The following is a 25046-nucleotide window of genomic DNA, read 5'->3' as shown; positions in this document are numbered from 1 at the left end:
GGTGACAATAGCGTTTTGGACCCACCTGACTCCATGCCGAACTCAGTAGTGAAACGAAACAGCGCCGATGATAGTGTAGCATTTGCTATGTGAAAGTAGGACATTACCAGGCTTCAAATTGTAGAAAGCCCGAATCTAACGATTCGGGCTTTTTTACGTCTGAAGAAAAGTGAAATGTGCGCAATTAATACACACTCACATCAACACCTAGCACGTAGATCGGGCGTAGCGACTCTCGACGTTAAAATCACAACAAAACCCCTCAATAACTCAGTCGGCCAATAGAGTAGCATTTGCTACGTGACTCTCCACCGCTGTGGGCACCACGACATTTCCAAGCTTCAAATTCTAGAAAGCCCGAATCTAACGATTCGGGCTTTTTTACGTCTGCAGAAAAGTGAAATGCGCACAATTAACACACTTTCACATCAAAACCTATCACGTAGGTCGGGCGAGCATAGCGACTCCCGCCGTTAAAATCACAACAAAACCCCTCAATATCTCAGTCGGCCAATACAGTAGCATTTGCTACGTGACTCTCCACCGCTGTAGGTATCGTGACATTACGGAGGCTTCACATTGTAGAAAGCCGGGATTTAACGATTCGGGCTTTTTTACGTCTGCAAAAAAGTAAAGTTTGGGTGGGTTTTTCATATATCGGATTATAATTAAATCAATTACGCTTTATCAAACACCCACATTAAACACTCAATCCTAGTGAACGACATGAATTAAGAATCTGTTTTATCTCCTACTTAGTTGATAAGTATCTATATAAGTATAATTAAGCTCTATCTCAGTAATATTCAAGAGGGGTGAGGTGCTTTTCCATGTAAATAGTATTACCTAGATGCTTAATGTTTTTATAGAACACATATATTGTTCCAACATGTAATTCATTGACTATAATGATTAATCCTAGTTATGACTTTGCTAGCTAAGCTTAGATAGCGGTAAAATGCGCTACTTAAAATAATTAAATAATTGATTATCCGAACAGGTGAGTTATTTCATCGTTAGCATAATTAATCTTCACTGTATTTTGCATAATTCAACAAAGGATTTAATTTTCTCTGATGCGATATAAAATATCTTGGTGCTTACTTTTTACCACTATGCTTACTCATTTTTCTGCTTTTTCTAATGAGTTTGAATTTTCTGGTTATGCTCGAGTTATTGGTGGCTACTTAGACGAAAAAAATGTCGAATATAAGGGATATGAAGACAGTCTTAAATTTTCTCCATCTAGTTTAATTGGATTCCAAGGCGAGTATCAGTTTGATGATAAGTGGTCTGCAACAGCTCAATTTTTGTTAAGAAGCAATAACACAACAGCTTCCGATAACTCAGGGTTAGAGTGGTTATATTTAACATATAGACCGACAGATAATATTCAAATAAAACTCGGAAAGTTACGCACACCTTTTTTTACCATGAGTGACTTTTCGGATGTTGGTTTTGCGTACCCATGGATCAATCCACCTCAACAAGTTTATGATACTTATTTATTTAAAACGTTTAATGGCATAGATGCTGTTTATAAATTTGGTGCAGAAAACTTTGATTTGAGCTTTGAAGGTTACTATGGTGAAGAGTCGGGTGATATAGGGATTGGCGCCTTAAGAACGGGCTTTGAAGTTGATAATCTTTTAGGGTTCATTGGTAAGATTAATATTGAAAACTTAGAATTTAGAGTTTCCCGTTATAATGGGAATATCAAGCTTGATATTGATGAGATAAGACAGCTAGAAAATGTGCTTAATAGCCTTAATTTTACAAAAAGCGCCAGCTCGGTAAAAACAAAAGGTAGAGCACATGCAAATCAATTTGGCGTAATTTACGACAATTTAGATTATTTTTTTAGAGGTGAATGGGTCCGCATTAAAACTGATTTGGGGATAGTGCCTATAATTCAAAGCTATTATTTAACTACCGGTGTTAATCATGCTCCTTTTACTTACCACTTAACATTTGCAGATAGCGACGTAGAAACTCGTTCTGCTGAAAATGAAATTCCGTTAGGTATTAATAGCGACTTAGATCAACTTGCATATGGGTACAATCGTATTTTTGATGAATCTACGCCTGATTCAATTAAGAGTTGGACGGTTGGTGTACGCTGGGATGTGCTGCCAAACCTTGCCTTAAAAGCTGAGTTTTCAACCCTAGAAGGTGACGATGTAAAAGACTCGTTTTTCGTTACTCCTGATGACTCTGATTTTGATAAAAAAACTAATCTTTATCTTATTGGTTTGGATTGGGTGTTTTAATGATATTTTTTAAACCTATTAATAACATTAAAAAAATAATGATGCTCTTTGTAGTCGCTAGTAGCCTATTTGGTTTTAGCATTTCAGTTTATGCAGAAAATACAAACCCCTCGAACGTCATTATTGTAGTAAATACCACAGATAAAAACTTATCTTTTAGTAAGCAACAAATTCGCCATATTTATATGGGCGGAGCTATGAGCAGACAATTTAAAGCAGTTAACCTATTTGTCGGCAATCCGCTTAGAATAAATTTTAACACTAGGATGGTAGGTCTTACTGAATCTAGAATACAAGCTTATTGGGCCCAAATGCGATTCACGGGGCGCAGCAAGCCCCCTGTCGAATTTGAGTCTACAGAAGAGGTTATAGAGTACTTACTAACCGTTGAAGACTCAGTAGCTTACCTCCCAGCAGGAATTACTATACCTAAAGAGCTCACCATAATTGCACTAAATTAAAAGTAAGCCGTTTGCTTAGTAAAAAATCAATTGCACTGAGTTATTTTGAAGTTATTGTTAGTTCTTTAAATAATATTTTCGCTCGTTCAATTGCGTGTGGTAGTTGTGCAATGCACACTGGTTTTGCAAAGTAATAGCCCTGCATTTCATCACTACCATTTGATACTAGGTAGTTAGCTTGGTCGGTTGTTTCAATTCCTTCGCTACATATTTTTAAACCAAGGCGTTGGCCTAAATCGAGTATTGCTTGTAATACTGCAGTGTCTTTTGCTGAGCTTGCATATTGATTTACAAACATTCGATCTATTTTTAATGTATCAATTTCAATTTTAGTAAGGTAACTCAATGAAGAGTAACCTGTGCCAAAGTCATCTAATGCAATTGAGCCTCCCATAACTTTAACTTGATTAAAAAATTGATTCGCGTTTTCAAAATTTTCTAAATAGCTTGATTCTGTTATTTCAAACTGAACATTTGAAATATCGACGCTATGTTCAAGTAGTTTACTTTTTACAGTATGAATGAAGTTATGATCTTTTAAGTCATGGCTTGAAAGATTCATTGAGACGAGTACATTATTCCCCATAAGTTGTTTTAGCATTTGCACATCTTTAAATACTTGTGTGATCACCCATTGGGTAATCGCTTTTATTTTACCTGCTTGTTCCGCTATAGGTATAAACTCACCAGGAGAAACAAAGCCTAGCTCTTTGCTTTGCCATCTTATTAAGGCTTCTAAGCCTTGAGCTTCGCCTGTATTCGACATTTTAAGCTGATAAAATAACTCAAATTCATTTTGCGCTATTGCGTGAGATATTAAGTTAGCGACTTGCGCTTTTCGTTTGTTATCTTCAAGCATTTTATGGTGGAATATTGTATATGCGCCTTTGCCTTTTTCTTTTGATGTGTACATTGCAATATCGGCATTACTGATAAATGTATTTATATCAAATTCAGCTTCTTTGGCACTTGCAATACCAATACTAATACCCGCTGGTACGTCCCACTCATTTATAGTGAATGGCTCTTTCATACCCTCAATGATACTTTCGGCAATATCTATAACAATAGATTGCTCAGTGATATTAGGTAGCATAATTAAAAACTCATCACCGCCTAGGCGTGCAATTATGTCGTTACTACGCAGATAACTTTTCACTTTTTTAGCCACAGCTTGTAAAAGCATATCTCCGGTTTCATGGCCTAGGGTGTCGTTAACGCCTTTAAAACTATCAACATCAAAGAACATAATCGCAACGTCTTGATCGTTACTTTTACTACTAGCCAGCTCGAGTTTGAGTAGGTCCATAAAAAACATGCGATTAGGTAAACCTGTTAATATATCGTAGTTGGCGAGGCGCTCCATTGAATGCGTTTGTACTAAAAGTTGTGCGGTATGTTTATGATTGGTTTGAACTTGGGAGTCAATTGTTTGTAGTAATGCATTAATGTCGTTACCAAGTTGAGATACTTCATCATGACCAGTGACTTGGTATTGAAGCTTATAATTTGTTGATTTTTCAACTTTCTGTGTGAACTTCGAGAGCGCTAAAAGTGGGCTTAATAAACGCTGATATATCCAAAATGAAATAATAATGGTGAGTGCAATAATTAAAACAACAAATGGAGCTGCACTATAAAAAAGGCTAATTTTACTTTCATTCAGTGGCTTTTTAAAGTCTTGCACAATGAGCAAATATCCAATAGGAAACTGCTCCTCCCCAATTGCCTTTAAGGCCACTAGTCCTTCATTGGTTATTGTAACCGCATAAGGTAAATTTTTTGGTTGAATACTTATAAGTTCAGGCTTAAAGCTCTCAAGCTCTAAATAGTTAGGGTGGACATACGATTGGATTAATTGCCAGTCAGCGTCAAATACATTAACAAACTTAATGTGTTCATATCGATCAAAACCGAGCAATTCGGTGGTTATAGAGAACAAATCAACTTGCTCAGACATAACACGTAATAAGCTATCGGAAATATTTGAAGACATTGCATCTAAGTTTTGTTTAACAGATTGGCGATATAAATCTTCGTGTTCATTAATTGCGAGGAAAAAAACTAAATTTGCGCTAAATATAATTAAAACCGTTGTTATTATAATAAATTTATATCGAATACTATGAAGCATCAAATCTAACCCTTAACCATCATTTAATTATGTTTTAGTTATTATTGTGTAATCAGGCAATCCATAATTACAAAAAAGTTACTTACTACGCCCTTTGTAGCACTAAAAGCTTAACATTGAGAATGCTTTTAAATTCATATACTAAATATAGCTGTTTATTTAATTTTGTACTGACTTACTTTGTTGCAATTTCATTCTTGGTTTAATAAGTGACCTGTGTAAAACTACCTAAGTTAATTTAGTAAATCAGGTGACATGAATGTCGAATATTAAAGCTTGGAAACTTATAAGCCTGTTTTGTTTGTTCGCAGTGCTTATGGGTTGTCAATCTAAAGAAGAGCAGCTGCAACAAACAATTCAAGAGTCTATTAAAAAAGCAGATACAGAGCTGTCACAGCTTGGTACTGCGCTTGATAATGGGAATGTGCGCAATGCTGTATTACTTAAAGAATATGGCGAGCTCCTTAAAAAACAACAACCAGAGCTTACAAAAGTTGTTGATGTAATTACCCTTGATGCAACGCGCCAAGGTGCACTTTATAGTGGTTTAACACAGCGACTTAAAGATATTAAAGGAACTTACTTAATTCCTCCTTACGAAGATACGTTGCATAGCATTGATTTGTTGCGTGATGCGTCTAAACCTACGCTATTTTCTGATGCGTTAACCGATCCTATTAATATGCTAGCTGATATGTCCAAAGGCACTTTAGCGCGTGTAGGCGCAATTAGTAAGCAAGCTGAAGGTGAGGGTGTTGGTAACCAAATGGTAGGTAACCCTAACTATGGTAACTGGCAAACAAATAGTAATGGTATTAGCTTTTGGCAATGGTACGGCATGTACCGTATTTTAGGCGATGTATTTGACCGTGTTGAATATGGAAGTTGGAGCAAACGCCGAAAGTATAGTTATTACAATGACTATGGCCGTTCGCGTTATTCAAGCCCTAAACAAATTAAAACCCAAAGCGCGCTAGAAACACGCACGCGCCAAACATACCAACGCCAAGGTAAGCAGTTTACAAGCCCTTATGCGAGTAAAAAAACAGGTGCATCCGGTTTAAGCCGTAGTAGTTATACGCCACCAAAAAGCCGCAGTAGTTATTCTCGTTCTAGCAGTTATAGCAATAGCTCAGGATCGGTGCGTGATAGCGGTAGCAGAACCTCTCGTGGCGTGAGCCGTGGTAAGTAAAAGAATAAAGTTGGAGTTAGAATAATATGTATGAATTTAATGGAATAACTATGTGGTCGCTACAAGCATTGGCGATTGATTTTGCAATTATTGTTTTATTATTTGTAAGCCTTAAATATATAAAAGGCTGGGTTTCAAACTTACACGCAAATGATGAAATAACAGAGCGTGATAACTTTGCTTTTGGTATTAGCTTTGCCGCTGGTTTAGTGGCACTGGCGATTGTATTAACAGGTGTAAGTAGTGGTGCTTTTGCTGCAACATTGCAACAAGAAGCACTGCAAATGTTAGCTTACGGCGCATTAGCAATTGTACTTATTAAGTTGGGTCACTTTTTTCAAGATAAAGTAGCGCTTCGTAAAGTAAGCCTGCACGACGAAATAGTTAAAGGTAACGTTACAGCTTCAATAATTGATTTTGGTCATGTTGTTAGCGTTGCAATAGTTATTCGCTCAGCACTTTTATGGGTGGCTACTGATGGCTGGCATGGTCTTCCAATTGTAATTGCTGCCTTTATTATAGGTAGTGTTGTATTACTACTTGTTAGCCAATACCGAGTGCAGTTATTTAAGCGTACAAACAAAAGTGGCGACTGCCTACAACAAGCAATTGTTGATGGTAACTTAGCTGTGGGTATTCGTTACGCTGGATTTTTAATAGGTAGTGCATTAGCTATTACAGCTGCAACGGGTGTTGCGCCATATGCTGCTGATAACATTAATGCGAGTTTACTATACTGGGCTATTAGCGCTGTAGTGAGCCTTGTCGCATTTATTATTTTGCACTTAGTGACAATTAAAATAATTTTATCTGGTTGCGATATTTCCGATGAAGTTAATCGTCAAAAAAATGTAGGTGTAGCAGCTATTTCTGCAGCAGTATCATTTGCTGTAGGTATCACTATGGCAACCTTACTAGGCGCATAATCAGTGTCATCAACCAACACTCCCCCAAGTAAGTCTCGCTTACTTGGGCACGATATATTACTAATTACTGTTATGGCCGTGCTTGCTGGGTGCGGCCTTATTTATGAATACTTACTGTCTCATTATGCGGGCCGTGTACTTGGCTCAGTAGAAAGCGCTATTTACGCCATGATCGGTACTATGATTGTAGCAATGGGCTTAGGCGCTTTTTTAGCGCGCTGGTTTAAAGATGCATTTACCGCTTTTGCTTGGCTAGAAAGCATTATTGCTTTGGTTGGCATGGGCTGCATTTTAGCGATAGCGGGTGTAATAGCTGTAAGTTATTCTCTTCCTCATTTATTTTCGAGCATTTTTAACTTACCCCCAGACGTTGTACTTAATGGTTACGTATTTCAAAAGCTACAAGAGTGGTCACGTTTTCTACCTTATGTTTTTGGTTTGATACTGGGTTTATTTATTGGTATGGAAATACCGCTTATAGCGCGTATTCGTCAGCATGTTTATGGTCGTTTTTTAGAAAACAACGCAGGGACTATTTATGGTGCCGATTATATTGGTGCTGGTATTGGTGCAGCCATTTGGGTAAGTATCATGCTCTCAATGCCTATAATGCAAGCTGCGGCGTGGACGGCGTTATTTAATATCATCGCAGGACTCGCTTTTTTATGGCGTTACCATGCCCATGTACGCTTTGCTAAGGCACTTTTAGTTTGCCATATAGTACTGCTGGCATTGTTTGGCTTTATTTTAGTATTTGGCAGTAGCTGGATGAACAATCTAAGTAATGTTTTATACAAAGATAAAGTAATTTATTCGCAAGCAACCAAATACCAGCACGTAGTTTTAACCGAAAGGTTAAGCAAAAACCAACCTCAGCCAATCACCGATTTATATTTAAATGGGCGTTTGCAGTTCTCAAGTATTGATGAACAAATATATCATTCAATGCTGGTTTACCCTGCAATGCTTGCCTCTAACAGACACGACCGTGTATTAATAATTGGTGGTGGTGACGGGCTTGCACTTAGAGATGTTTTAAAATGGCCTGTAAGCGAAGTAACGCTAATAGATTTAGACGCGCAGCTTCTCAATTTATTTGGCCATAAAGACGGTGACTTTACGCCCCCAGAGCACATCAATAAGCGATTACTACAGCTAAACAATAAATCGATGCAAGACTCGCGAGCCAACATAATTGTGGGTGATGCATTTTTAGAAGTTGAAAAGCTGCTTGATCAATCTAAGCAGTTCGACACTATCTTAATTGATTTACCGGACCCAAATCACCCTGATCTAAATAAAATGTACAGTGACTACTTTTATAATCATGTACGTCAGTTATTAGCACCCGATGGCGCAATGGCGGTTCAATCAACTTCACCTTACCACGCTAAAAAAGCGTTTTTAAGCATTGCTAAAACAGTTAAAGCCGCAGGGTTTGGCTATGTTGAGCAGTATCAGCAAAACATACCTTCGTTTGGGCAGTGGGGCTGGACTATAGCCACTAAAATGGGTCAGTCGGCCACTGGCCGTATTAATGATGCGACGGCTATGCCTGTGCCATCAAGGTGGATTAGTAGAGAATATTTATTGGCAAGCTTTGTATTTCCTAACCACTACTTTGAACAAGTTAAAAGTATTGAGGTCAATAGGTTAGGATCTGGTCAGTTGTATGATTACTACCGAACTGCATGGCAAATAGAAAGCGAATTGTATAAAAACTAACAAAACATGGTTGACATAATATGTCGGCCGTGAGAATCTTAACTCAGACATAATATGTCAAACGACAAAAGGCAGAGACATGGAATTAAATGAACTTTCAATAAAATTAGCTTCTTTTGAAACTGAAGGCGCTAACTTTGAGTCTTTCTTGATTGCCAACCCTGGCGAGCAAGATGTTTTACAAGTCATTGTTGATGGAAATGATGAACTTCCAATTTTTGTTACACAAACGCAAGAGCAGTTGTTATGTATTAGCTACTTGTTTGACGAAGATGAAGTTAAGAGTGAATTACGCAACGAGTTAAACGAAACATTACTACGTTTAAACGTGCCAATTCCACTGAGTGCATTTGCTAAAATCGATAACAAATACGCGATTTTTGGTGCACTGTCGGTAAATTCATCATTAGATGACGTTACCCACGAACTAGTGACATTAGCCGATAACGCTATCGATGCACTAGAAGCCGTGACCTTGTATTTAAACGATTAATAGCCAGTTAGTGGAGTTAAGATTATGAGTATTTTAAAAAAATTATTTACAGCAGTACGTGGCGGCGCTCGTGAAGCAGGCGAAGCAATTGTAGACAAAAATGGCATCCGTATTTTTGAGCAAGAAATTGCAGACGCGCAAAATGCACTTCACCGCGCTAAAAAAAGCCTTACAGAAGTAATGGCTAAAGAAATGCAAACTAAGCGTAAAATTAGCGCTGTAGATGCATCAATCGCGGAACACGAAGCGTATGCAGGCCAAGCTCTTGAAAAGGGCAACGAAGCGTTAGCATTAGAAATTGCAGAAAAAATTGGTGACTTTGAAGCTGAAAAAGCCGAAAACGAGCAAGTATTATCTGGCTTTAGTAACCATATTGTTGCGCTTAAGCAGCAAGTTAAAGATGCTGAAAAATCGATTAAAGAGAATCAACGCCAGCTTACAATGGTTAAAACCACTGAAAGCGTACAGCAAGCAACAATGGCTGTTAACAGCACGCTTAATACAAACAGCTCGTCTATGACATCGGCTCGTCAATCGCTTGAACGTATTAAACAGCGTCAACAAGATCGTAGCGACCAGCTAGGTGCTGCAAAGCAACTTGAGTCAGACGTAAATGGCGATGACTTAAAAGCAAAAATGGCTGAAGCAGGCATTGGCGACACAAGTCCAAAAAGTGCTGATATTTTAGCTCGCATCAAAGCGAAGCAAAATAGCTAACCATTACGTTTATACTTTAAAAAGGTAACCGAGTTTTGCTCAGTTACCTTTTTTGCTTAGAAGGCAGCCTTCCTATGTTTAATTTTTTCAAATCTAAAAAAGAGCCAGAGCGTCAGCTTAATCATCCGAGCGAGCTTAAAAAAGGCGACATGTTTAGCGTTATCGACTCATTTGCTTATCCGGCATGGTTAAAAGGTGAAACGCTACGTGTTACTGATATTCAGACTTACCAATATCAGCACAGCAGCGATACTGAATTTGTACTTGAGACAAATAGCGGCCAAGTTGTATTTTTACAAATTGAGCAAGATGACGGCGAAGAGTGGGCTAACTTTTCTATTAAAATTCAGCGCAACGAAGTTGAAGAGATATTTGGCCTTGATGAGTTTGCGCGTATTTTTGATGAAGAGTCGTTAACCCACATTACAGTGCAAAATACACCAGAGCGCTTTATGCAGTTTTTAGCTAAAAGTTATCAACAAAGCGAGTCGCCTTATGTGTGTTATTTCCATAATAAAGATTACCGCAACCAAACATTGCCTCGCTATGAGCAAGAAGGTGGTGAACCATGCGAAATGATTTGTTTAGCATCAGATAATGAAGGCTTTGGTTTAAATATCGAAATTTGGGATGGCGGCGAAACCGAAGTATCGCTAACGCTCATGCGTCCAATGTCTGATATTGTAGACTTGTTTCCCGGAGATGCTAAGTGAGTGATGCTAAAGACAAGTGGTTGCGTCAGGAACAAGCTGTACGTGCCACACAAATGGCATTTGATCTAAGCAGTGAAGTTCAAAAACTGATAAAAAAGCAAGCTATTGACCAAGAGTTAACGCCGTCAGATATGATCCGTAAAATACTTGGCTTAGATGTAAAGTCTAAAAAAACGCGTCAACGTTTATCGTTTAATTTAAATGATGATGAGATTGCGCAACTAGCCAGTCGCTTCGATGTCCCAAGTGATGATAAGCGAGCCGTAAAACAACAAGTAGCTGACTTACTAATTGCTCACACTAAAAAAACTAAGTAGTTGCACTAGATTATTATGAATATTACTCTAATTGCTTATCTACTTATTTTTGCGTTGTTTGGTACTGCGGCGAGTTATTTTGTACGCTTTATTTATGCATATTGGGTGCTTAAAACAATGCCCATGAAGTACATTATAAAAGCGGGTATTTGCGTAGTGCTGGTTGTTGTAATTTCAGCGTTAATTCCGTATTTAGGTTAACGCTGAAATTAGCTTATACGCGACCGTTTTTATTTTATATCAAACGACTGGCATTGGTGATTAATACACAGCGATTGCACTTCAAGTACTGGTGAACAATCGGTTAAGCCTTGTGCTTTATTTTGTATTTTTTCTTGTTTTGTTATTTGTTGAGCAAGCTGTTCTGCTTCTTCTTGAGATGTGTTCAGCGTTGAATAAACAGCATACTTACTCGGTCCGCCGCATGCGCGGGCGCCCACTTCAAGTACTTTGCACTGAAAGCTTGCAGTGCAGCTGTTATTACTCACCATGTTATTCAGATCATAGTTTAAGTCAGATAAGTTTTTACTTTGCTCATTTGACGTCACAGTACTAGCACAACCACTTAGTAGTAAAATGCTGCTAGCAATGCTTAAAATTGATAGTTTAATTGCCGATGGTAAACAACTCATAACGTTATCCTTAAAATGCACTTACCGCTGAACCTTCAAGTTTAACACATTTATTTTCAACACACTGCGTGCTTGGCGTTGTTAAATGCTGACAAATGCTCATCATCCCTTTTTGTGAATTATAGTTACTTTCAAGCTTAGTAATTTTATCGCTAAGGGCTGCTACTTGTTTTTCAGACGCTGATTTTGTTGAGTACACAATAAAGCTGCTTGGCCCACCACATGCGCGACTGCCTACTGCACTTATTCTGCATTGAGTGCTGGTATCACATTGCGTATCTGTAATTAGCGTATTTAATTCGGCTTTAGCTGTTTTTATATCGTCTATTGAAACGTTTTTTAAATCGTTTATTGAAACGCTTTCAGCAATTACATTATTTTTTGTATTTTCTTGTAATTGAATGTTTTCTTTTAGCTTTTGCAGCTCTTGCTTTGGCGCTTCAGTTTCTGAGGTTATTGTTACTTGCTGCGTTTCAGTTGGCGTTTTATCTAAGCATGCAGTTAAACAAAGTGGTAAAAGTATGGCTAACAATGGGGTACGCATAACAAACCTTGATAGTGATGAAATATTCATCACTATCATACACGGTGCATTTTTTACGGCAATAAAAACTATATTATCAAGTAATTAAAGCCGTGAAAAATATCGTTTATTAAAGTCCCCCCTGCGTTAGTTTGGTGGGATTAAGTAGCTTTTCGAGTTCACTGCGTGGTAAATCGGTTTCTTGTTCGGCTACATCAATAATAGGGCGGGCTTCCTTATAAGCCTGCTTTGCTATTTTTGCTGCTTTTTCATAACCGATCACCGGATTGAGCGCAGTCACTAAAATTGGATTTTTAGCGAGTGCTTTATCTATATTAGGCTTATTTACTTTAAAGCTGGCAATGGCTTTATCGCCCAATGCTTGTGCGCTATTGGCAAGTAATTCTATGCTTTGCAAAATATTATACGCAATGACTGGCAGCATAACGTTTAGCTCAAAATTACCCGCTTGGCCTGCTACTGTAATGGTCGCGTCGTTACCGATTACTTGTGCGCTTACCATGGCTGCGGCTTCTGGTATTACCGGATTTACCTTGCCAGGCATAATAGACGAGCCTGGTTGAAGTGCTTCTAGCTCTATTTCGCCTAAGCCCGCAAGTGGTCCTGAGTTCATCCAGCGTAGGTCATTCGCTATTTTCATTTGTGCTACAGCGAGTACTTTTAATTGCCCCGAAAGCGCTACTATGGCGTCTTGTGAGCCGATGTTATAAAAAAAGTTACTACTAGGCGTAAATCTAATGCCTACATTGGCACTCAGGTTTTCTGCAAATTTGGCTGCAAACTTAGGGTCTGCATTTATTCCTGTTCCAACAGCTGTACCGCCTTGTGCCAGTTCGCATACACGCTCTAAGCTATGTCTAATTCCTGCTGCGGCATGGTTAACTTGTGACTGCCATGCACTTAGTGTTTGATCAAATGTAACAGGCATTGCATCCATTAAATGCGTACGGCCCGTTTTAACTATATGGCCTATCTCAGCTTTTTTCTTTTCTAGGCTTTGCGATAAGTTTTCAAGCGAAGGAAGTAATTCATACACTACATTTATTGCGCTACTGAGTGCGATAGCAGTAGGGACTACATCGTTAGAGCTTTGCCCCATGTTTACATCATCATTAGGGTGAATGCTTTCACTGCCTAATCGGCTAGCAAGCGTTGCAATAACTTCGTTGGCATTCATATTTGAGCTTGTGCCCGAACCGGTTTGAAAAATATCAACGGGGAAATGCTCAACGTGCTCGCCATCAATAATACTTTGACAAGCTTGCTCAATAGCATTTGCTTTGTCTTTACTTAAATGGCCAAGCTCGCAGTTACTTTGCGCAGCAGCTTGTTTTATATAAGCCAGTGCAGTGATAAATTGCTTTGGCATAGATAAGCCACTAATGGCAAAGTTATTAACTGCTCGTTGTGTTTGCGCCTGATAGAGCGCATCAGTAGGTACTTGTAGCTCGCCCATGCTGTCTGATTCTGTTCTAAAGTTGCTCATAAGTGTGCTCCTTAAAAAGGGTTGAATTCGTGACTAAGAATACGAGCTTCACGCTCAAGTATTAAAAATTGTGCAGTATTGTTATGCACCTTATAAAACCGTTTTAATGCTAATAATGGTTTGTATAGCTGCTCTAAACATTGTTTACGAATAGCATTATGTATAAGAGGGTCGCACATTTTGTTCATAATTTCATGGTGTGTGCGCCTAAGATAAAACTCTTGAAGCAAGGGATTATGTTGTTGCTCAAATTTTTTGGCGACGTTAAGGGCGGTTTCTATGTAATCGGCAACGAGCATGGGTGCATGCAGGCCAGGTCTTAAGCAATGACAAGAGAGTTCTTGATGGTAACGATGCTGGGCATAATTTGAAGACATAAAAAAACCGACTCAAGTTAACGATAATAGTTATCATTACATTTAATCGGTTTCAGTGTAAACAGTTATTATAAAAATTATTTGCGATACTAATTTGAGTATTAATTGTAGCCAAGAATAAATATCTGATCTGTTTCATGTTTGGTCATCGCCTGTTGATTATGTTTAGGGTGCGAAAGTAAATCGATTACTGTAGCTCTCATATCAACGGCGTAACTATGATCGTCGGTGGTTTTTTCGGTTATAGCAATGGCCGCGTCTACAGCGGTATAAGGGGGTATATGCATAATTTTATCCTTTGAAATTTAATATAAGTTAAACCCTTTAGTGGGTTAACAATATAAAAGCATATTACGTACCAACCATAATGAACCAGCTCAACCATATGATAGTTATAGTATTTAAAAATTAGCTTTTTTTCATCACGACAAAATAAGCTAAATTTGCTTTACTGTTGTGCATTAATCTACAATTTTGGTGCACAGTAATGACAAAGCCATTTTCACAAGCCTGTGAAAACAATAAAACCTCTATTTTAGAGCAATTAAAGGACGTATTAAAAAATACTAAAACAGTCCTCGAAGTCGGATCAGGAACAGGCCAACATAGTGTGTTTTTTGCAGAGCAATTACCACATTTACAATGGCATACAAGTGATCGCGCTATAAACCACGAAGGGATTAATTTATGGCACCGCGAAGCTAATTTAACTAATCTACATGCACCACTTGAGCTTGATTTAAATAATGAATGGCCTGTAGATAAGGTTGACGCTATTTATACTGCAAACACATTTCATATTGTAAGTTGGCAATTAGTTGAACGTTTTTTTGACGGTGTTAAACGTCACTTAAATAGCGACGGTATGTTGTGTATTTACGGACCATTTAAGTACCAAGGTGAATTTACCAGCCCAAGTAATGATGACTTTAGTGCCTTTTTAACAGAGCGCGATCCGTTAAGTGGAATAAGAGATTTTGAAGCAGTTGGACAACTAGCTAAGCAAGCAGGGCTTACGCTTATTAGCGATACTGCCATGCCTGCAAATAATCAGTTACTCGTTTTTAAACGGCAGTAATGAGCTACATTGCTCTTTATATATATCAATATGGCCGCGTTCACGCTTTAAGTAGTCGCTTATTGCATTACTGAAATCGCTATCAACAATATGGTGAGCAGAGTAGGTAAGTACGGGTTCAAATCCGCGTGCTATTTTGTGCTCACCTTGTGCTCCCGAATGAAAGCAGCTGAGTTTATGCTTTATTGCAAACTCAATACCTTGGTAATAGCACAACTCAAAGTGAAGCGAATCTACTTCCTCACTTGCTCCCCAGTAGCGCCCATAAAGTGTATTTTTACCTACTAAACTAAGTGTTGCAGCAATCACGTTATCGTCTTTTTTGGCCAGCATAATAACGAGGTTATTAGCCATTAATGCATGTAAAAGCGTAAAAAACTCCATATTTAAATAGCCCAAATGACCAGATCGCTTTAAGTAGGTACGCTGATAAAACTCACAAAACAATTGCATTATCTCGGGCGTAATTTGCGTTCCTTGCAGCCATTCAATATCAATATTTTGTTGCGCTATTTTAGCTCGCTCTTTTTTAAGTGACTTACGTTTTCGTGAGTTAAGTATTTGCAAAAAATCGTCAAAGGTTTCAAAACCTTTATTAAACCACTGAAATTGCACACCTACTCTTAGCATGGCATGTTGCTCAGTTAATGATGTTGCTTGGACTTGGTCGCAAAAATTAACATGCCAACCCGACCACCTTTGCTCAGCACTGTGTACGCTAAGTTGCTCTGTAATGTACTGATACACCGCATTAGGGTTAGCGTGCTCGATAGCAATACGCTTGCCTTCAATAGGGCTAAAGGGAATGCCAGATAGCCATTTGGGATAATATTCTAAACCGTGTTTTTCGTATGCCTCAGCCCATGCCCAGTCAAATACGTACTCGCCGTATGAATGACTTTTTAAATACCCAGGTGCAAGCGCAATGAGCGTATCATCTTCAAAAATAGCGAGGTGATGGGGCTGCCAACCGCTTTTTTGTGTTACGCATTGGCTTTGTTCAAGGGCATATAAAAAAGCATGTTGAGTAAATGGTTCATCACCAAATAAACGTTGCCACTGCGCCTGATCAATCTCATTAATACTGCTAAACCATTGGTGCGAAAACGTTCCCATGACTACTTACCTTGTAGTTGTTCTAAGCTGTTCTACGTTTTTAATAAACGTACTAATTTGCTTTTTAAGATCGGTAAAATGAGGATTATAAGTTAAGCGTTGTAAAGCCGGATAGTGTTTTAAGTTGGCGCTTGTACGCTCTCCTAGTTGTGGATTTTTTGTTGTTTTACATGTTTTGTACAGGGACTCGTCGTTAATAAAGCTGCCACAATTACGATAGGTTGCGTTAATCCCATAATGTGGATTTTGCGGTGAGTTAACAATAGCAATATGCGACATACCATGAACTTTTTTACACTGAGGCGATGTGCATTGCGGGTTATTTACTGTGTAGTCACTAGCAAAGTCTGGCGGTAAAATATCAGTGCTTCCATAAAGTACTAAAGTATCGAGCGGCTTATATTTTACTGAATTATCTTTGTGTAACGCACTTAATAATTTTAGCGTGGCACGCGTATCTATCGTGGTATCAATATCGCTAAGTACACTAAAAATAGGTAATTTAAGTGCAGAGCGTTTGTTTAAGCTACTTACGCTTGCAAGTGACATTGCATCGTACGACGCGGCAGCTGCATTTAAAGGAAATGATTCATACTTAGCAAAGTCTACATCGGCGTCTTTATCTATCCAATTAACAAAGGGTATGTCATCAATCCACTTTGCTATCCAGCCGTACTTATTATGTGGCTCGGAGCCTGGCGAATAAAGCATAAGCGCTTTAATTTTGGGTGAAACAGTGTGCTTGGTTGCGTAATCAATAAGTAACGCTGCACCGGTAGAGTAACCTGCGAGTATCACCTCATCAAAGTCTTGCACCGAGCGTTTAATACCGTATTTTATTGCCTGTTGCCATTGGCTAACCTCTACATTGAGTAATGCACTTGCGGCGCTTCCATGTCCTGGTAATAAAATAGTACGCACAGTATAGCCTTGTTGATAATACACTTGTGCTAAATCGTGATACGTAAAGGGTGAGTCAGTTAGCCCGTGAATTAGTAGTGCAACTTTATTGCTGTTTGGATGCGTAAGCTCAAAAGGGGCAATAATATCTGCAATAGTAGGGTCAGGTTTTCGCGTACCTTGTGTTACTAATTGCTGGTACGTTTGTGTAATAACAGGGCATGGCATATCTGCACGTGGATTGGTTTTATTTATATGTTTATATGCAAAATCTAAGTAATCGTTAAATGGTAAAAGTGCGTGGTAATTAAAGCGCTGGTGGTTGTGCTCTTTTTCAAAGCGTAATAAGCCTTGTTGCTTACTTTTTGTTATAAATTTAAAGTCGCTCGCCTGCGAGATACAGTTTTGAGCGACAGCAATATGCGAAAAAACACTTAAAACAAAACCAAAAGCGACTCTTAAAACTATTCTTAAAATTAAACCACTATTGTTCATTAACTTCTGCATATTGGACAAGACACTCGGTTAGCTTAATGAGTTCAAGCGGTTTTGCAAGGTGCTGGTTAAATCCAACGGCTTGTGCATGTGCTTTATCCTCTGGCATAACGTCGGCAGTTAAAGCAATAATCGGGAGCTCTTGTTCAGTTTTAAACTGGCGGATCAGTGCCGTTGCTCTATAGCCATCCATTACAGGCATTTGGCAATCCATAAGCACTAAGTCAAAATGCTGCTTTTTAACTATATCAACGGCCAGTTCGCCATTTTCTACTATATACGGCACAATTCCTAACGAGCCAAGCATCGCTTTAATAACCATTTGATTTACTGGGTTATCCTCTGCGACCAAAATATCTAGCGAAGTAATATTAGTATTATCAAATGTAATAACATGTTCTTTTTTAGGTTCTGTTGTTTCTAATCGCATTGAAAATGTAAAAGTAGAGCCTTTATTTATTTCACTTTTAAGTGTTATATCAGCCCCCATTAATTGGCTTAACTCTTTCGCTATGGTTAAGCCAAGGCCTGTACCACCAAACTGCCTTGAGGTAGAACTATCCGCTTGGGTAAATGCGTTAAATAATTTTTTATGTTGGCTTGGTTTTATACCTATGCCGGTATCACTAACGGTTATAACTAGCTGTACTTTATTGGCGGCGGTAAACTCTGTTTCTATGTTTAAAGTAACGCTGCCTTGGCTTGTAAATTTAATCGCGTTGCTACATAAATTAAGTAATATTTGCTCAATTCGCATAGGATCACCAATAAACCAGGTATCAACAGGTAGCTTTGAATTAACTTGCCATTTAATACCTTTGTTAACTGCGCTTTGCTCAAACATGTTGTTTATACGTGTTATTAAAGCACCTAAGTCGAATGCAATAGATTCAATAACTAACTTTTGGGATTCTATTTTTGATATATCAAGAATGTCATTAATTAAGTTTAATAAGCTTTTAGATGCTGAGTTTATTTTATCTAAATAGCCAATGAGTGTATTTGCATTGTCTGTTTCTCTAGCAAGTGAAGAAAAACCAATAACGGCGTTTAATGGTGTTCGTATTTCGTGGCTCATATTCGCTAAAAATTGGCTTTTAGCCTGATTAGCTAAATCGGACTGCTTCTTTGCTTGTGCGAGTGAGTGAGTACGCTCTGCAACTTGACGTGTAAGTGCGATTTGTTGCTGATTAAACAGCAGTAAAACCATTAAAATTAAAGAACATACGGCAACTTGAAGTATGAGTAATAATAAAGTTAGTTGACTATTATGTTGTGTTAAAAAGCTTTCTTTAAGGGCTAGTTTTACAATCCATTTTTGCCCTGCAAAGTCCACATCAAACGACATTAAGCGGCTGCCTTTAGCTTGCTGAACATTTTGAGAGTAATTACTATAAAACGGCGGAGTGTTTGTATCTTCGTATATACCAATCGAAAACATATCAGACTGTTCTTTAGAAATTGCCTGCTCAATAATACTACGCACTAAAAATACACCAGTGGCATAGCCTTTAATTGTTTTTTCATCACTATGCTGGGAGTACACAGGGGCAAATAATAAATAGGCTGGTTTAGGTTGTTTGGTTTGCACTAACTGAATTATTTTAGTTCCTACTGGCATGTACTTTATAGCGGGGTTAAGCAGAGAGCTTTTTCGATCAGGGTTTGAAAATACATTAAAGCCAATAGCTTTTTGATTACCATTAAAAGGAGCTATGTATTTTACTATCACAAGGGGATCGCTACTTTCAAGAGGTTCGCCAACTACATCAATATCTAAATGATAAATGTTTGATATTTCTTGGGCAAAGACGTCGCGTTGATCTTGAGGTATTTTTGCGTTCCACGATAAGGCGTTAATAAATGCGTGCTGAGTTAGTAACTGGCTAGCATAAGAATAAAAATCTTGCTGGCTTAGCATGGGAGATGACTGTACCTGACTTGCTAGGCTCTGCACTGCAATAATACTACGATTTGTATATCTATAAAGGCTGTTTTCTATAACATGGACTTCACGTTCAGCAATTTTAATAGTGTTTATACGATTTTCTTGATCGTATAACTGCGTTGTTACCGCGACTGATAAAAATAAAATAGAGCATACTGCAATTGTCGGAAACGCCGATATATTATGTTGATTAGACTTTTGTGGTAATAAAGAAAGTAAAAGCGGAGTCGCAATTAATACTCCTAATGTATCACCAAGCCACCAGTAAGTAACATTCTTCCAATGATTATCAACACTGTAAACCGAGTTGAATTGGCTTAAGGCAAATACGCCAAAGTTAGCCGAAATTAAGCTGACCAATATTGCTATGACAAGGATAAAGTAAATTATATTTTTGCGCTTTTTAAAGCGCAGCGGGTGCCCAAGCCAATACTTTAAAAGAGCTGCGCCGACCATTGCCTGTATAACAACACCAAAGGCGATATACATAGCCTCGTTAAATGAGTTACCGACCAGGACTAGCTCATGAGCTGAACTATCAAAAATATTTAGATTAAATGCAATTGCAGCTACAAATAGAGGCGGGATAAAGCGCCACCACCAAATATAACAGCCAACTAAAGCTATGCCGGCAGGTAACCAAATTGGAATTATTTGCGAGTTAAAAGCAAGTTTAGTGAGTGCTATGCCGACTAAAAAATATGCCAAGGCAAACATGATGTAAAAAATAATGGAATGATTTTTAGAGTTAAAATTTTTCACATAAGGTCCAAGCAATTATTATTGTCGTTTTGAAATATCAGTATAGCTAACAGTAAGTTATTTTGGTTATTTTTATAAAGGTAACTGTTTTTTGCTAAATGACTGCTTTAACACAACTGTTGATTCTATATTTGCGATACAACTTAAGCCACCTAGTTGATGTTTCACAAACGTTTCGTAGCTCTCAAGATCATGTGCAATGATTTTTAATAAATAATCATAGCTTCCTGATATTACACAACACTCTAATACATGTGGTAACTTTTCTACATGTTGCTCAAATTGCTCTGCAGCACTTACCGAGTTTTGGCTTAATCGTACAAACGCATATACCAACACATTAAGGTTAAGTGCTTTAGGATTTATGGCGGCGTGGTAGCCGATAATAATGTTTTCTTGCTCTAACTTTTTTATACGCCTTAAACAAGGCGTATCCGATAGGTTAATACTGCTGGCCAAATCTGAAACCGACATACGAGCTTGGCTTTGCAGTGCAATGAGTAATTGCTGATCTTTTTTATCTAACATAGTTGTCGGCTTTTATTAATTATTTTTATATTTGTAGTGATTATTGCTAAGTATTGCAGTTTTTACTAATTTTTTTGGCGTTTTACCCTCATTGAACTCTGTTAGCATTTAACTATAAAAATAATAGAGCACAACAATGAACACACATACCGCTATTTTCGATCACTGGATACGAACTGAGTTTGTCACTTTAAATAGTGAATTAGAGCAGCTTTATTGGCAGCAAACCGATAAAGCAAATGTAGAAGGGGTAGGCGAGGCCTTAAAGCAACAATTAGAAAAAGAAGGCAACGTATTAATTAGCAATTTATTAGCCGAGGGAAACACAGATCAAGGCTTTGATAGCGCTTTTGACTTACTCGGTAACGTAGGATTATTTATGGCAGCGTGTAGGCGCCATGAAATTACTGAGCCAAGCAGAGAAACCACTTCACCGCTAATAGAAGCCTCAGCGCTTGCTATGCATATAGGCGCATCTATTGGCGTAACCCCTCGTTTTGCTACCGCCCACTTAACTACTCATAACAAAGCACTTAACGGTATTTATAAACGATTTACCAATTTACCTGATGAAAAGCTGTTTCTTGATTATAACACTCAAGGCATTTTGGCCTACAAACGGGCAAGTGATGCATTATTAAAAATATTGCCGTTAGGTATTTCACATCCCTTGTGTGGTGAGTTATTAAAAGTAGCTAAACAAGCGCTTATAGATGTAATTGAGTCAAACAATGCACTTTATTCTGAGCTCGATACAGATCGCTTTTTTAACTGCGTTCGCCCTTATTATAAACCGTACCGTGTAGGTAAAGAGGTTTACAGAGGGGCAAATGCTGGTGACTTTGCAGGTATTAACGTGATTGATATGCTGTTAGGGCTGTGTAGTGCAAACGAGCCTAGTTACTCTCAAATGCTGGTGGATAAGTTTTTATATATGATGCCAGAGGATCAACAAATCCTGCGAGAAGCCATGCGTATGCAAAGCTTTATGGATGACTTTTTACAAGCAGAGCAATATAAAAATACAGATTGGTTTAAAAGCCACGCAACGTTATTTATCCAAGTGTGTAAATTACATGGCGACACCGCAGTCGGTCATCATAATCAACTGGTTGAAAAGTTTATTGCTCAGCCTTCAAAAAATATGCAACAGCAGCATATGAGCAAGGTAACAGCAAGTGGTCCGCCGCTTAATGTGTTACTTGATTCGCTCGAAAAATTAAGAGATAGGCGAGCCAGTGCCAAACGCGACGATATAAAAACACGTTTTGACGATCTAAATACACTTAAAGAATGGGTTAAATAGCATGCTTAAAAATGATTTTTGTATGGCTGATGGCTGTTATTTACTAAACCACTCGGTAGGACGTCCTCTTAAAAATACGCAGCAATATTTAGCACAGCACTACTTTTTACCGTGGGAGAGCTCAAATAAAGAACCTTGGCAACAATGGCTGCCCGCAGTTGAGCAATTTACTACCGCGCTTGGTAAGTTATTTAATGCGCCTAGTTCGCAGTTTTGTCCTCAGGTTAATTTATCAAGTGGCTTAACAAAATTGCTTATGTCGCATCCACGGCTACAGCAAAAAAATTGTAAAGTGCTTATGGCGCAAAGTGATTTTCCGAGTATGGGTTTTGCAATGCAAAAAGCGTTGCCAAAGTGCGCGCAAATCATATTTATACCTGAGCACGAAAACCTAACTGATATTAGTGTTTGGCAGCGTTATATAACCGCCGACATCGATTTAGTTTTTATAAGTCATGTATATTCAAATACAGGTGTACAGGCGCCTGTGTACGATATTGTAGCTATAAGTAAATTAACCAATAGTTTATCAATAGTTGATGTTGCTCAGTCAGCGGGTGTTATACCGCTTGATTTAAGCGTGCTCGATGCGGACTTTATGATTGGCTCGAGCGTTAAATGGTTATGTGGTGGCCCAGGTGCAGCTTATTTATGGGTTAACAAAAATCAAATAGAGTATTGTGAGCCTAAAGATGTGGGTTGGTTTTCGCATCAAAATCCATTTGAGTTCGATATTAACCACTTTGAATATAACGCCAGTGCGCTCAAGTTTTGGGGTGGCACCCCTTCTGTAGCGCCTTATATTATTGCCGCAAATAGTATTACCTACTTTGCAGAGCTAACAGCTCACAAGGTAAGGGTGCATAACTTAGCGATGCTTACGCTTATTCATGAGCAACTAAGCGAATATGTTGTATCACCTATGAGTGGTGATAAATGCAGCGGGACTGTTATTTTGTTTTTTAACAAGCAGCAAGACCATGTACTTACAGAGCTTAATAAAGCGAAAGTCAGTGTAGATGCTCGCAAATTTGGAATACGAGTATCGCCACATATTTATAATACTCAAGAAGACGTTGCGCAATTTATTTCTATAGTAAAACGAGCGCTTAAGGGTTTTGGCTAAGCTGCTGCTTTCTTTGCTTTAATGACTCTATTTTTTGCTGCGTTTGACTAATTGATGCGTCGTAGGCTTGTTTTAATGAATTTGTTTTAGTTGCGATAGCATCAGCAATAGACGAAGCGCCTAAACGATTGGCCTTATCTTGGGTCATATAATCTATTTGTTGTTTTTTAGCTGCGTATTCTTTTTGGCTTTGTTCAATAGATAGCTCAAGGCGCTTTATTTCACGCTCTATTTGCTGAACCTCTAAGTAGTCATCAACAGAGGTATCGGTAATACCTTTACCGGGCGTAGAGCTTTTATATGCTTCAATTACATTTATATCTTTTAGAGTAATAACTTGTGCATCTTTAGCGCAAGGCGTTTGGCTAAAAGTAGGAACGCCCTTAATTACACACTTATACACTGTTGTACTTTGTGCCAAGGTAAAAAATGGTGCTGCCGTGCAAAATGATAGCAATATGAACCGGATCATAGCTAAACCTAAAAGTGGCTAAAGTTGTGTTAATAATGCCCTAAGTTATTACTAGGCACAATTTGTTTAGTTTTTATAAATTTTAGGCACAAAAAACCACAATCAAGTGGTTTAAATTAAGTATGGTCCAGAGGGAGGGATAGACTTGCTTACATCCATGTAATCAATCGCTGCGCGACGCTTGCTGCGTCCCAAAATGTTCCAGACATTTTGTCGAACCCTGTCGAGGGTTCTCACCCTCCCAATTTAGTATCAGTGTTAAATTTTGGGCACAAAAAAACCACAATTAAGTGGTTTAAATTAAGTATGGTCCAGAGGGAGGGATAGACTTGCTTACATCCATGTAATCAATCGCTGCGCGACGCTTGCTGCGGCCCAAAATGTTCCAGACATTTTGTCGAACCCTGTCGAGGGTTCTCACCCTCCCAATTTAGTATCGGTGTTAAATTTTAGGCACAAAAAAACCACAATCAAGTGGTTTAAATTAAGTATGGTGGAGAGGGAGGGATTCGAACCCTCGATAGAGCTACAAACTCTATACTCCCTTAGCAGGGGAGCTCCTTCGGCCACTCGGACACCTCTCCAACGCATAACCGTTTGTATTGATGGAAGTAAAGAAAGCCACCAATTAAAATATGGTGGAGAGATAGGGATTTGAACCCTAGATGGGCTATAAACCCATGCCGGTTTTCAAGACCGGTGCATTCGACCACTCTGCCATCTCTCCGTGACGCAGAATAATACTTAGGTGATACCGCTGTGTAAATAGCAAAATGACTGTTTGCCTAAAAAATATACGTAAATGAGGTTTTTTTTGTAAATAAGGGGAAATTAAGGCAATTTTTAATAAAATAAATAGGTTGCAGCAAACAATGGGAGCTAAATAAGTGACTTCATTTAGTGGTTGAGTGTTCGCTGCACCGAAAAATAATCATGGTTGGGTGATTATTTATATTGAGCTGCACCGCTAAGTGCTAGTCTTTTACCAATCGTGTTAAGTTTAGCTAACATTCTTGCTTTACGGTTAGTTGGTTTAACGGCTACTTGCGCTGCTGCTGTTTGATTTAATGTATTAATTGGTTTCATTATTTTGCTCCGGTTGTATCTGTTGAAATCGCGTGCATTTTGCACGTTGTTTGATTAAAAATACAACGATAAAAATTGAGCCTGAGGGATTAGTTAAACTAATCTGAATTGATTTCATTAATATGCGATTCAGTAAGTTGCATTACTGTTTTTGCATAGCTATTTATATGGCGGTTGGTTTTAACCCCTTTGATGTTGGGGTTTTTGGTTTTTTAATTTATTTTTATGCATTTTATACAATG

At 38.3% G+C, this 25046-nt stretch carries 25 protein-coding genes, 2 tRNA genes and 1 rRNA gene; 14 read left to right on the top strand and 14 right to left on the bottom strand.

All coding sequences use genetic code 11. The annotated features are described in order from the left end of the window. The 3 genes from rrf to H5117_RS14935 form a co-directional block, all read left to right on the top strand. A 5S ribosomal RNA gene (rrf, locus tag H5117_RS14945) occupies positions 1-112 on the top strand; the annotation flags it as partial. 964 nt (positions 113-1076) lie between these two features. Then, positions 1077-2270 (top strand): porin, encoded by a 1194-nt coding sequence (locus H5117_RS14940; protein ID WP_182738537.1) that lies wholly within the window; start codon positions 1077-1079, stop codon positions 2268-2270. Beyond that, the gene (locus tag H5117_RS14935; RefSeq protein WP_024597417.1) at positions 2270-2731 is read left to right on the top strand and encodes a hypothetical protein; all 462 of its coding nucleotides are present in this window, start codon (positions 2270-2272) and stop codon (positions 2729-2731) included. Before H5117_RS14940 ends, H5117_RS14935 begins: the two co-directional genes overlap by 1 nt. A 40-nt stretch (positions 2732-2771) precedes the next feature. On the opposite strand, the gene H5117_RS14930 is transcribed toward H5117_RS14935, so the two are convergent. Next, on the bottom strand, positions 2772-4865 hold the full coding sequence (locus H5117_RS14930; protein ID WP_182738535.1) for an EAL domain-containing protein: 2094 nt from the start codon (positions 4863-4865) through the stop codon (positions 2772-2774). A 259-nt stretch (positions 4866-5124) separates the two neighbouring features. Between H5117_RS14930 and H5117_RS14925 the strand changes: the two genes are divergently transcribed. The 8 genes from H5117_RS14925 (at position 5125) to H5117_RS14890 (ending at position 11149) form a co-directional block, all read left to right on the top strand. Then, complete coding sequence (locus H5117_RS14925) at positions 5125-6057, top strand: CHAD domain-containing protein (RefSeq protein ID WP_182672490.1); 933 nt, start codon at positions 5125-5127, stop codon at positions 6055-6057. 26 nt (positions 6058-6083) lie between these two features. Then, entirely contained in the window at positions 6084-6983 is a 900-nt protein-coding gene (locus H5117_RS14920; protein ID WP_024597420.1) for a DUF350 domain-containing protein, read from the top strand. 3 nt (positions 6984-6986) lie between these two features. Further along, positions 6987-8708, top strand: a complete 1722-nt coding sequence (locus tag H5117_RS14915) for a polyamine aminopropyltransferase (protein WP_182738533.1) — start codon at positions 6987-6989, stop codon at positions 8706-8708. A 79-nt stretch (positions 8709-8787) separates the two neighbouring features. Beyond that, positions 8788-9201 carry a YjfI family protein gene (locus tag H5117_RS14910; protein ID WP_004335098.1) on the top strand — a complete coding sequence of 138 codons (414 nt, stop codon included), beginning with the start codon at positions 8788-8790 and terminating at the stop codon, positions 9199-9201. 24 nt (positions 9202-9225) lie between these two features. Beyond that, entirely contained in the window at positions 9226-9918 is a 693-nt protein-coding gene (locus tag H5117_RS14905) for a PspA/IM30 family protein (RefSeq protein WP_004335088.1), read from the top strand. A gap of 74 nt (positions 9919-9992) precedes the next feature. Beyond that, entirely contained in the window at positions 9993-10631 is a 639-nt protein-coding gene (locus H5117_RS14900) for a DUF4178 domain-containing protein (protein ID WP_024597422.1), read from the top strand. Next, positions 10628-10948 carry a hypothetical protein gene (locus H5117_RS14895; RefSeq protein WP_024597423.1) on the top strand — a complete coding sequence of 107 codons (321 nt, stop codon included), beginning with the start codon at positions 10628-10630 and terminating at the stop codon, positions 10946-10948. Before H5117_RS14900 ends, H5117_RS14895 begins: the two co-directional genes overlap by 4 nt. Positions 10949-10963: 15 nt before the next feature. Continuing rightward, the gene (locus H5117_RS14890) at positions 10964-11149 is read left to right on the top strand and encodes a hypothetical protein (RefSeq protein WP_024597424.1); all 186 of its coding nucleotides are present in this window, start codon (positions 10964-10966) and stop codon (positions 11147-11149) included. A gap of 29 nt (positions 11150-11178) precedes the next feature. Here the strand turns inward: H5117_RS14890 and H5117_RS14885 are convergent, their stop codons facing one another. The 5 genes from H5117_RS14885 to H5117_RS14865 all read right to left on the bottom strand — a co-directional run bounded on the left by H5117_RS14885 (position 11179) and on the right by H5117_RS14865 (position 14274). After that, positions 11179-11580: a hypothetical protein gene (locus H5117_RS14885; protein ID WP_024597425.1), complete on the bottom strand. Its 402-nt coding sequence runs from the start codon at positions 11578-11580 to the stop codon at positions 11179-11181. A gap of 10 nt (positions 11581-11590) precedes the next feature. After that, the gene (locus H5117_RS14880) at positions 11591-12124 is read right to left on the bottom strand and encodes a hypothetical protein (RefSeq protein WP_182738530.1); all 534 of its coding nucleotides are present in this window, start codon (positions 12122-12124) and stop codon (positions 11591-11593) included. 109 nt (positions 12125-12233) lie between these two features. Continuing rightward, positions 12234-13610 (bottom strand): aspartate ammonia-lyase, encoded by a 1377-nt coding sequence (locus tag H5117_RS14875; protein WP_182696301.1) that lies wholly within the window; start codon positions 13608-13610, stop codon positions 12234-12236. Between the two features lie 11 nt (positions 13611-13621). Continuing rightward, positions 13622-13987, bottom strand: a complete 366-nt coding sequence (locus tag H5117_RS14870) for a hypothetical protein (protein WP_223231703.1) — start codon at positions 13985-13987, stop codon at positions 13622-13624. 101 nt (positions 13988-14088) lie between these two features. Beyond that, on the bottom strand, positions 14089-14274 hold the full coding sequence (locus H5117_RS14865) for a hypothetical protein (RefSeq protein WP_010554833.1): 186 nt from the start codon (positions 14272-14274) through the stop codon (positions 14089-14091). Between the two features lie 200 nt (positions 14275-14474). Between H5117_RS14865 and H5117_RS14860 the strand changes: the two genes are divergently transcribed. Continuing rightward, entirely contained in the window at positions 14475-15065 is a 591-nt protein-coding gene (locus H5117_RS14860) for a DUF938 domain-containing protein (RefSeq protein ID WP_182738528.1), read from the top strand. On the opposite strand, the gene H5117_RS14855 is transcribed toward H5117_RS14860, so the two are convergent. The 4 genes from H5117_RS14855 to H5117_RS14840 form a co-directional block, all read right to left on the bottom strand. Beyond that, the gene (locus H5117_RS14855) at positions 15042-16181 is read right to left on the bottom strand and encodes a GNAT family N-acetyltransferase (RefSeq protein ID WP_182738526.1); all 1140 of its coding nucleotides are present in this window, start codon (positions 16179-16181) and stop codon (positions 15042-15044) included. The two genes, H5117_RS14860 and H5117_RS14855, sit on opposite strands and share 24 nt — an antisense overlap. A gap of 6 nt (positions 16182-16187) precedes the next feature. Next, the gene (locus H5117_RS14850) at positions 16188-17576 is read right to left on the bottom strand and encodes a carboxylesterase (protein WP_182738524.1); all 1389 of its coding nucleotides are present in this window, start codon (positions 17574-17576) and stop codon (positions 16188-16190) included. Beyond that, complete coding sequence (locus tag H5117_RS14845; protein WP_182738522.1) at positions 17566-20286, bottom strand: ATP-binding protein; 2721 nt, start codon at positions 20284-20286, stop codon at positions 17566-17568. Before H5117_RS14845 ends, H5117_RS14850 begins: the two co-directional genes overlap by 11 nt. Before the next feature lie 72 nt (positions 20287-20358). Beyond that, entirely contained in the window at positions 20359-20814 is a 456-nt protein-coding gene (locus tag H5117_RS14840; protein WP_182738520.1) for an Lrp/AsnC family transcriptional regulator, read from the bottom strand. 136 nt (positions 20815-20950) lie between these two features. Between H5117_RS14840 and H5117_RS14835 the strand changes: the two genes are divergently transcribed. Beyond that, positions 20951-22120, top strand: coding sequence for a monodechloroaminopyrrolnitrin synthase PrnB family protein (locus H5117_RS14835; protein WP_182712681.1), 1170 nt, complete (start codon positions 20951-20953; stop codon positions 22118-22120). A 1-nt stretch (position 22121) separates the two neighbouring features. Further along, positions 22122-23246, top strand: coding sequence for an aminotransferase class V-fold PLP-dependent enzyme (locus H5117_RS14830; RefSeq protein ID WP_182738518.1), 1125 nt, complete (start codon positions 22122-22124; stop codon positions 23244-23246). On the opposite strand, the gene H5117_RS14825 is transcribed toward H5117_RS14830, so the two are convergent. The 4 genes from H5117_RS14825 to H5117_RS14810 form a co-directional block, all read right to left on the bottom strand. Next, positions 23230-23718: an RNA-binding protein gene (locus H5117_RS14825; RefSeq protein ID WP_182738516.1), complete on the bottom strand. Its 489-nt coding sequence runs from the start codon at positions 23716-23718 to the stop codon at positions 23230-23232. The two genes, H5117_RS14830 and H5117_RS14825, sit on opposite strands and share 17 nt — an antisense overlap. Positions 23719-24209: 491 nt before the next feature. Continuing rightward, a tRNA-Ser gene (locus tag H5117_RS14820) sits at positions 24210-24302 on the bottom strand. Between the two features lie 52 nt (positions 24303-24354). After that, a tRNA-Ser gene (locus H5117_RS14815) sits at positions 24355-24445 on the bottom strand. Positions 24446-24663: 218 nt separating this feature from the next. Next, positions 24664-24804 (bottom strand): hypothetical protein, encoded by a 141-nt coding sequence (locus tag H5117_RS14810; RefSeq protein ID WP_004335040.1) that lies wholly within the window; start codon positions 24802-24804, stop codon positions 24664-24666. Positions 24805-25046 lie beyond the last annotated feature (242 nt).

The organism is Pseudoalteromonas sp. SG45-1 (genome assembly GCF_014164135.1).
Lineage (GTDB): Bacteria > Pseudomonadota > Gammaproteobacteria > Enterobacterales > Alteromonadaceae > Pseudoalteromonas > Pseudoalteromonas distincta.
This window is presented reverse-complemented; position numbering and strand designations above follow the sequence as displayed.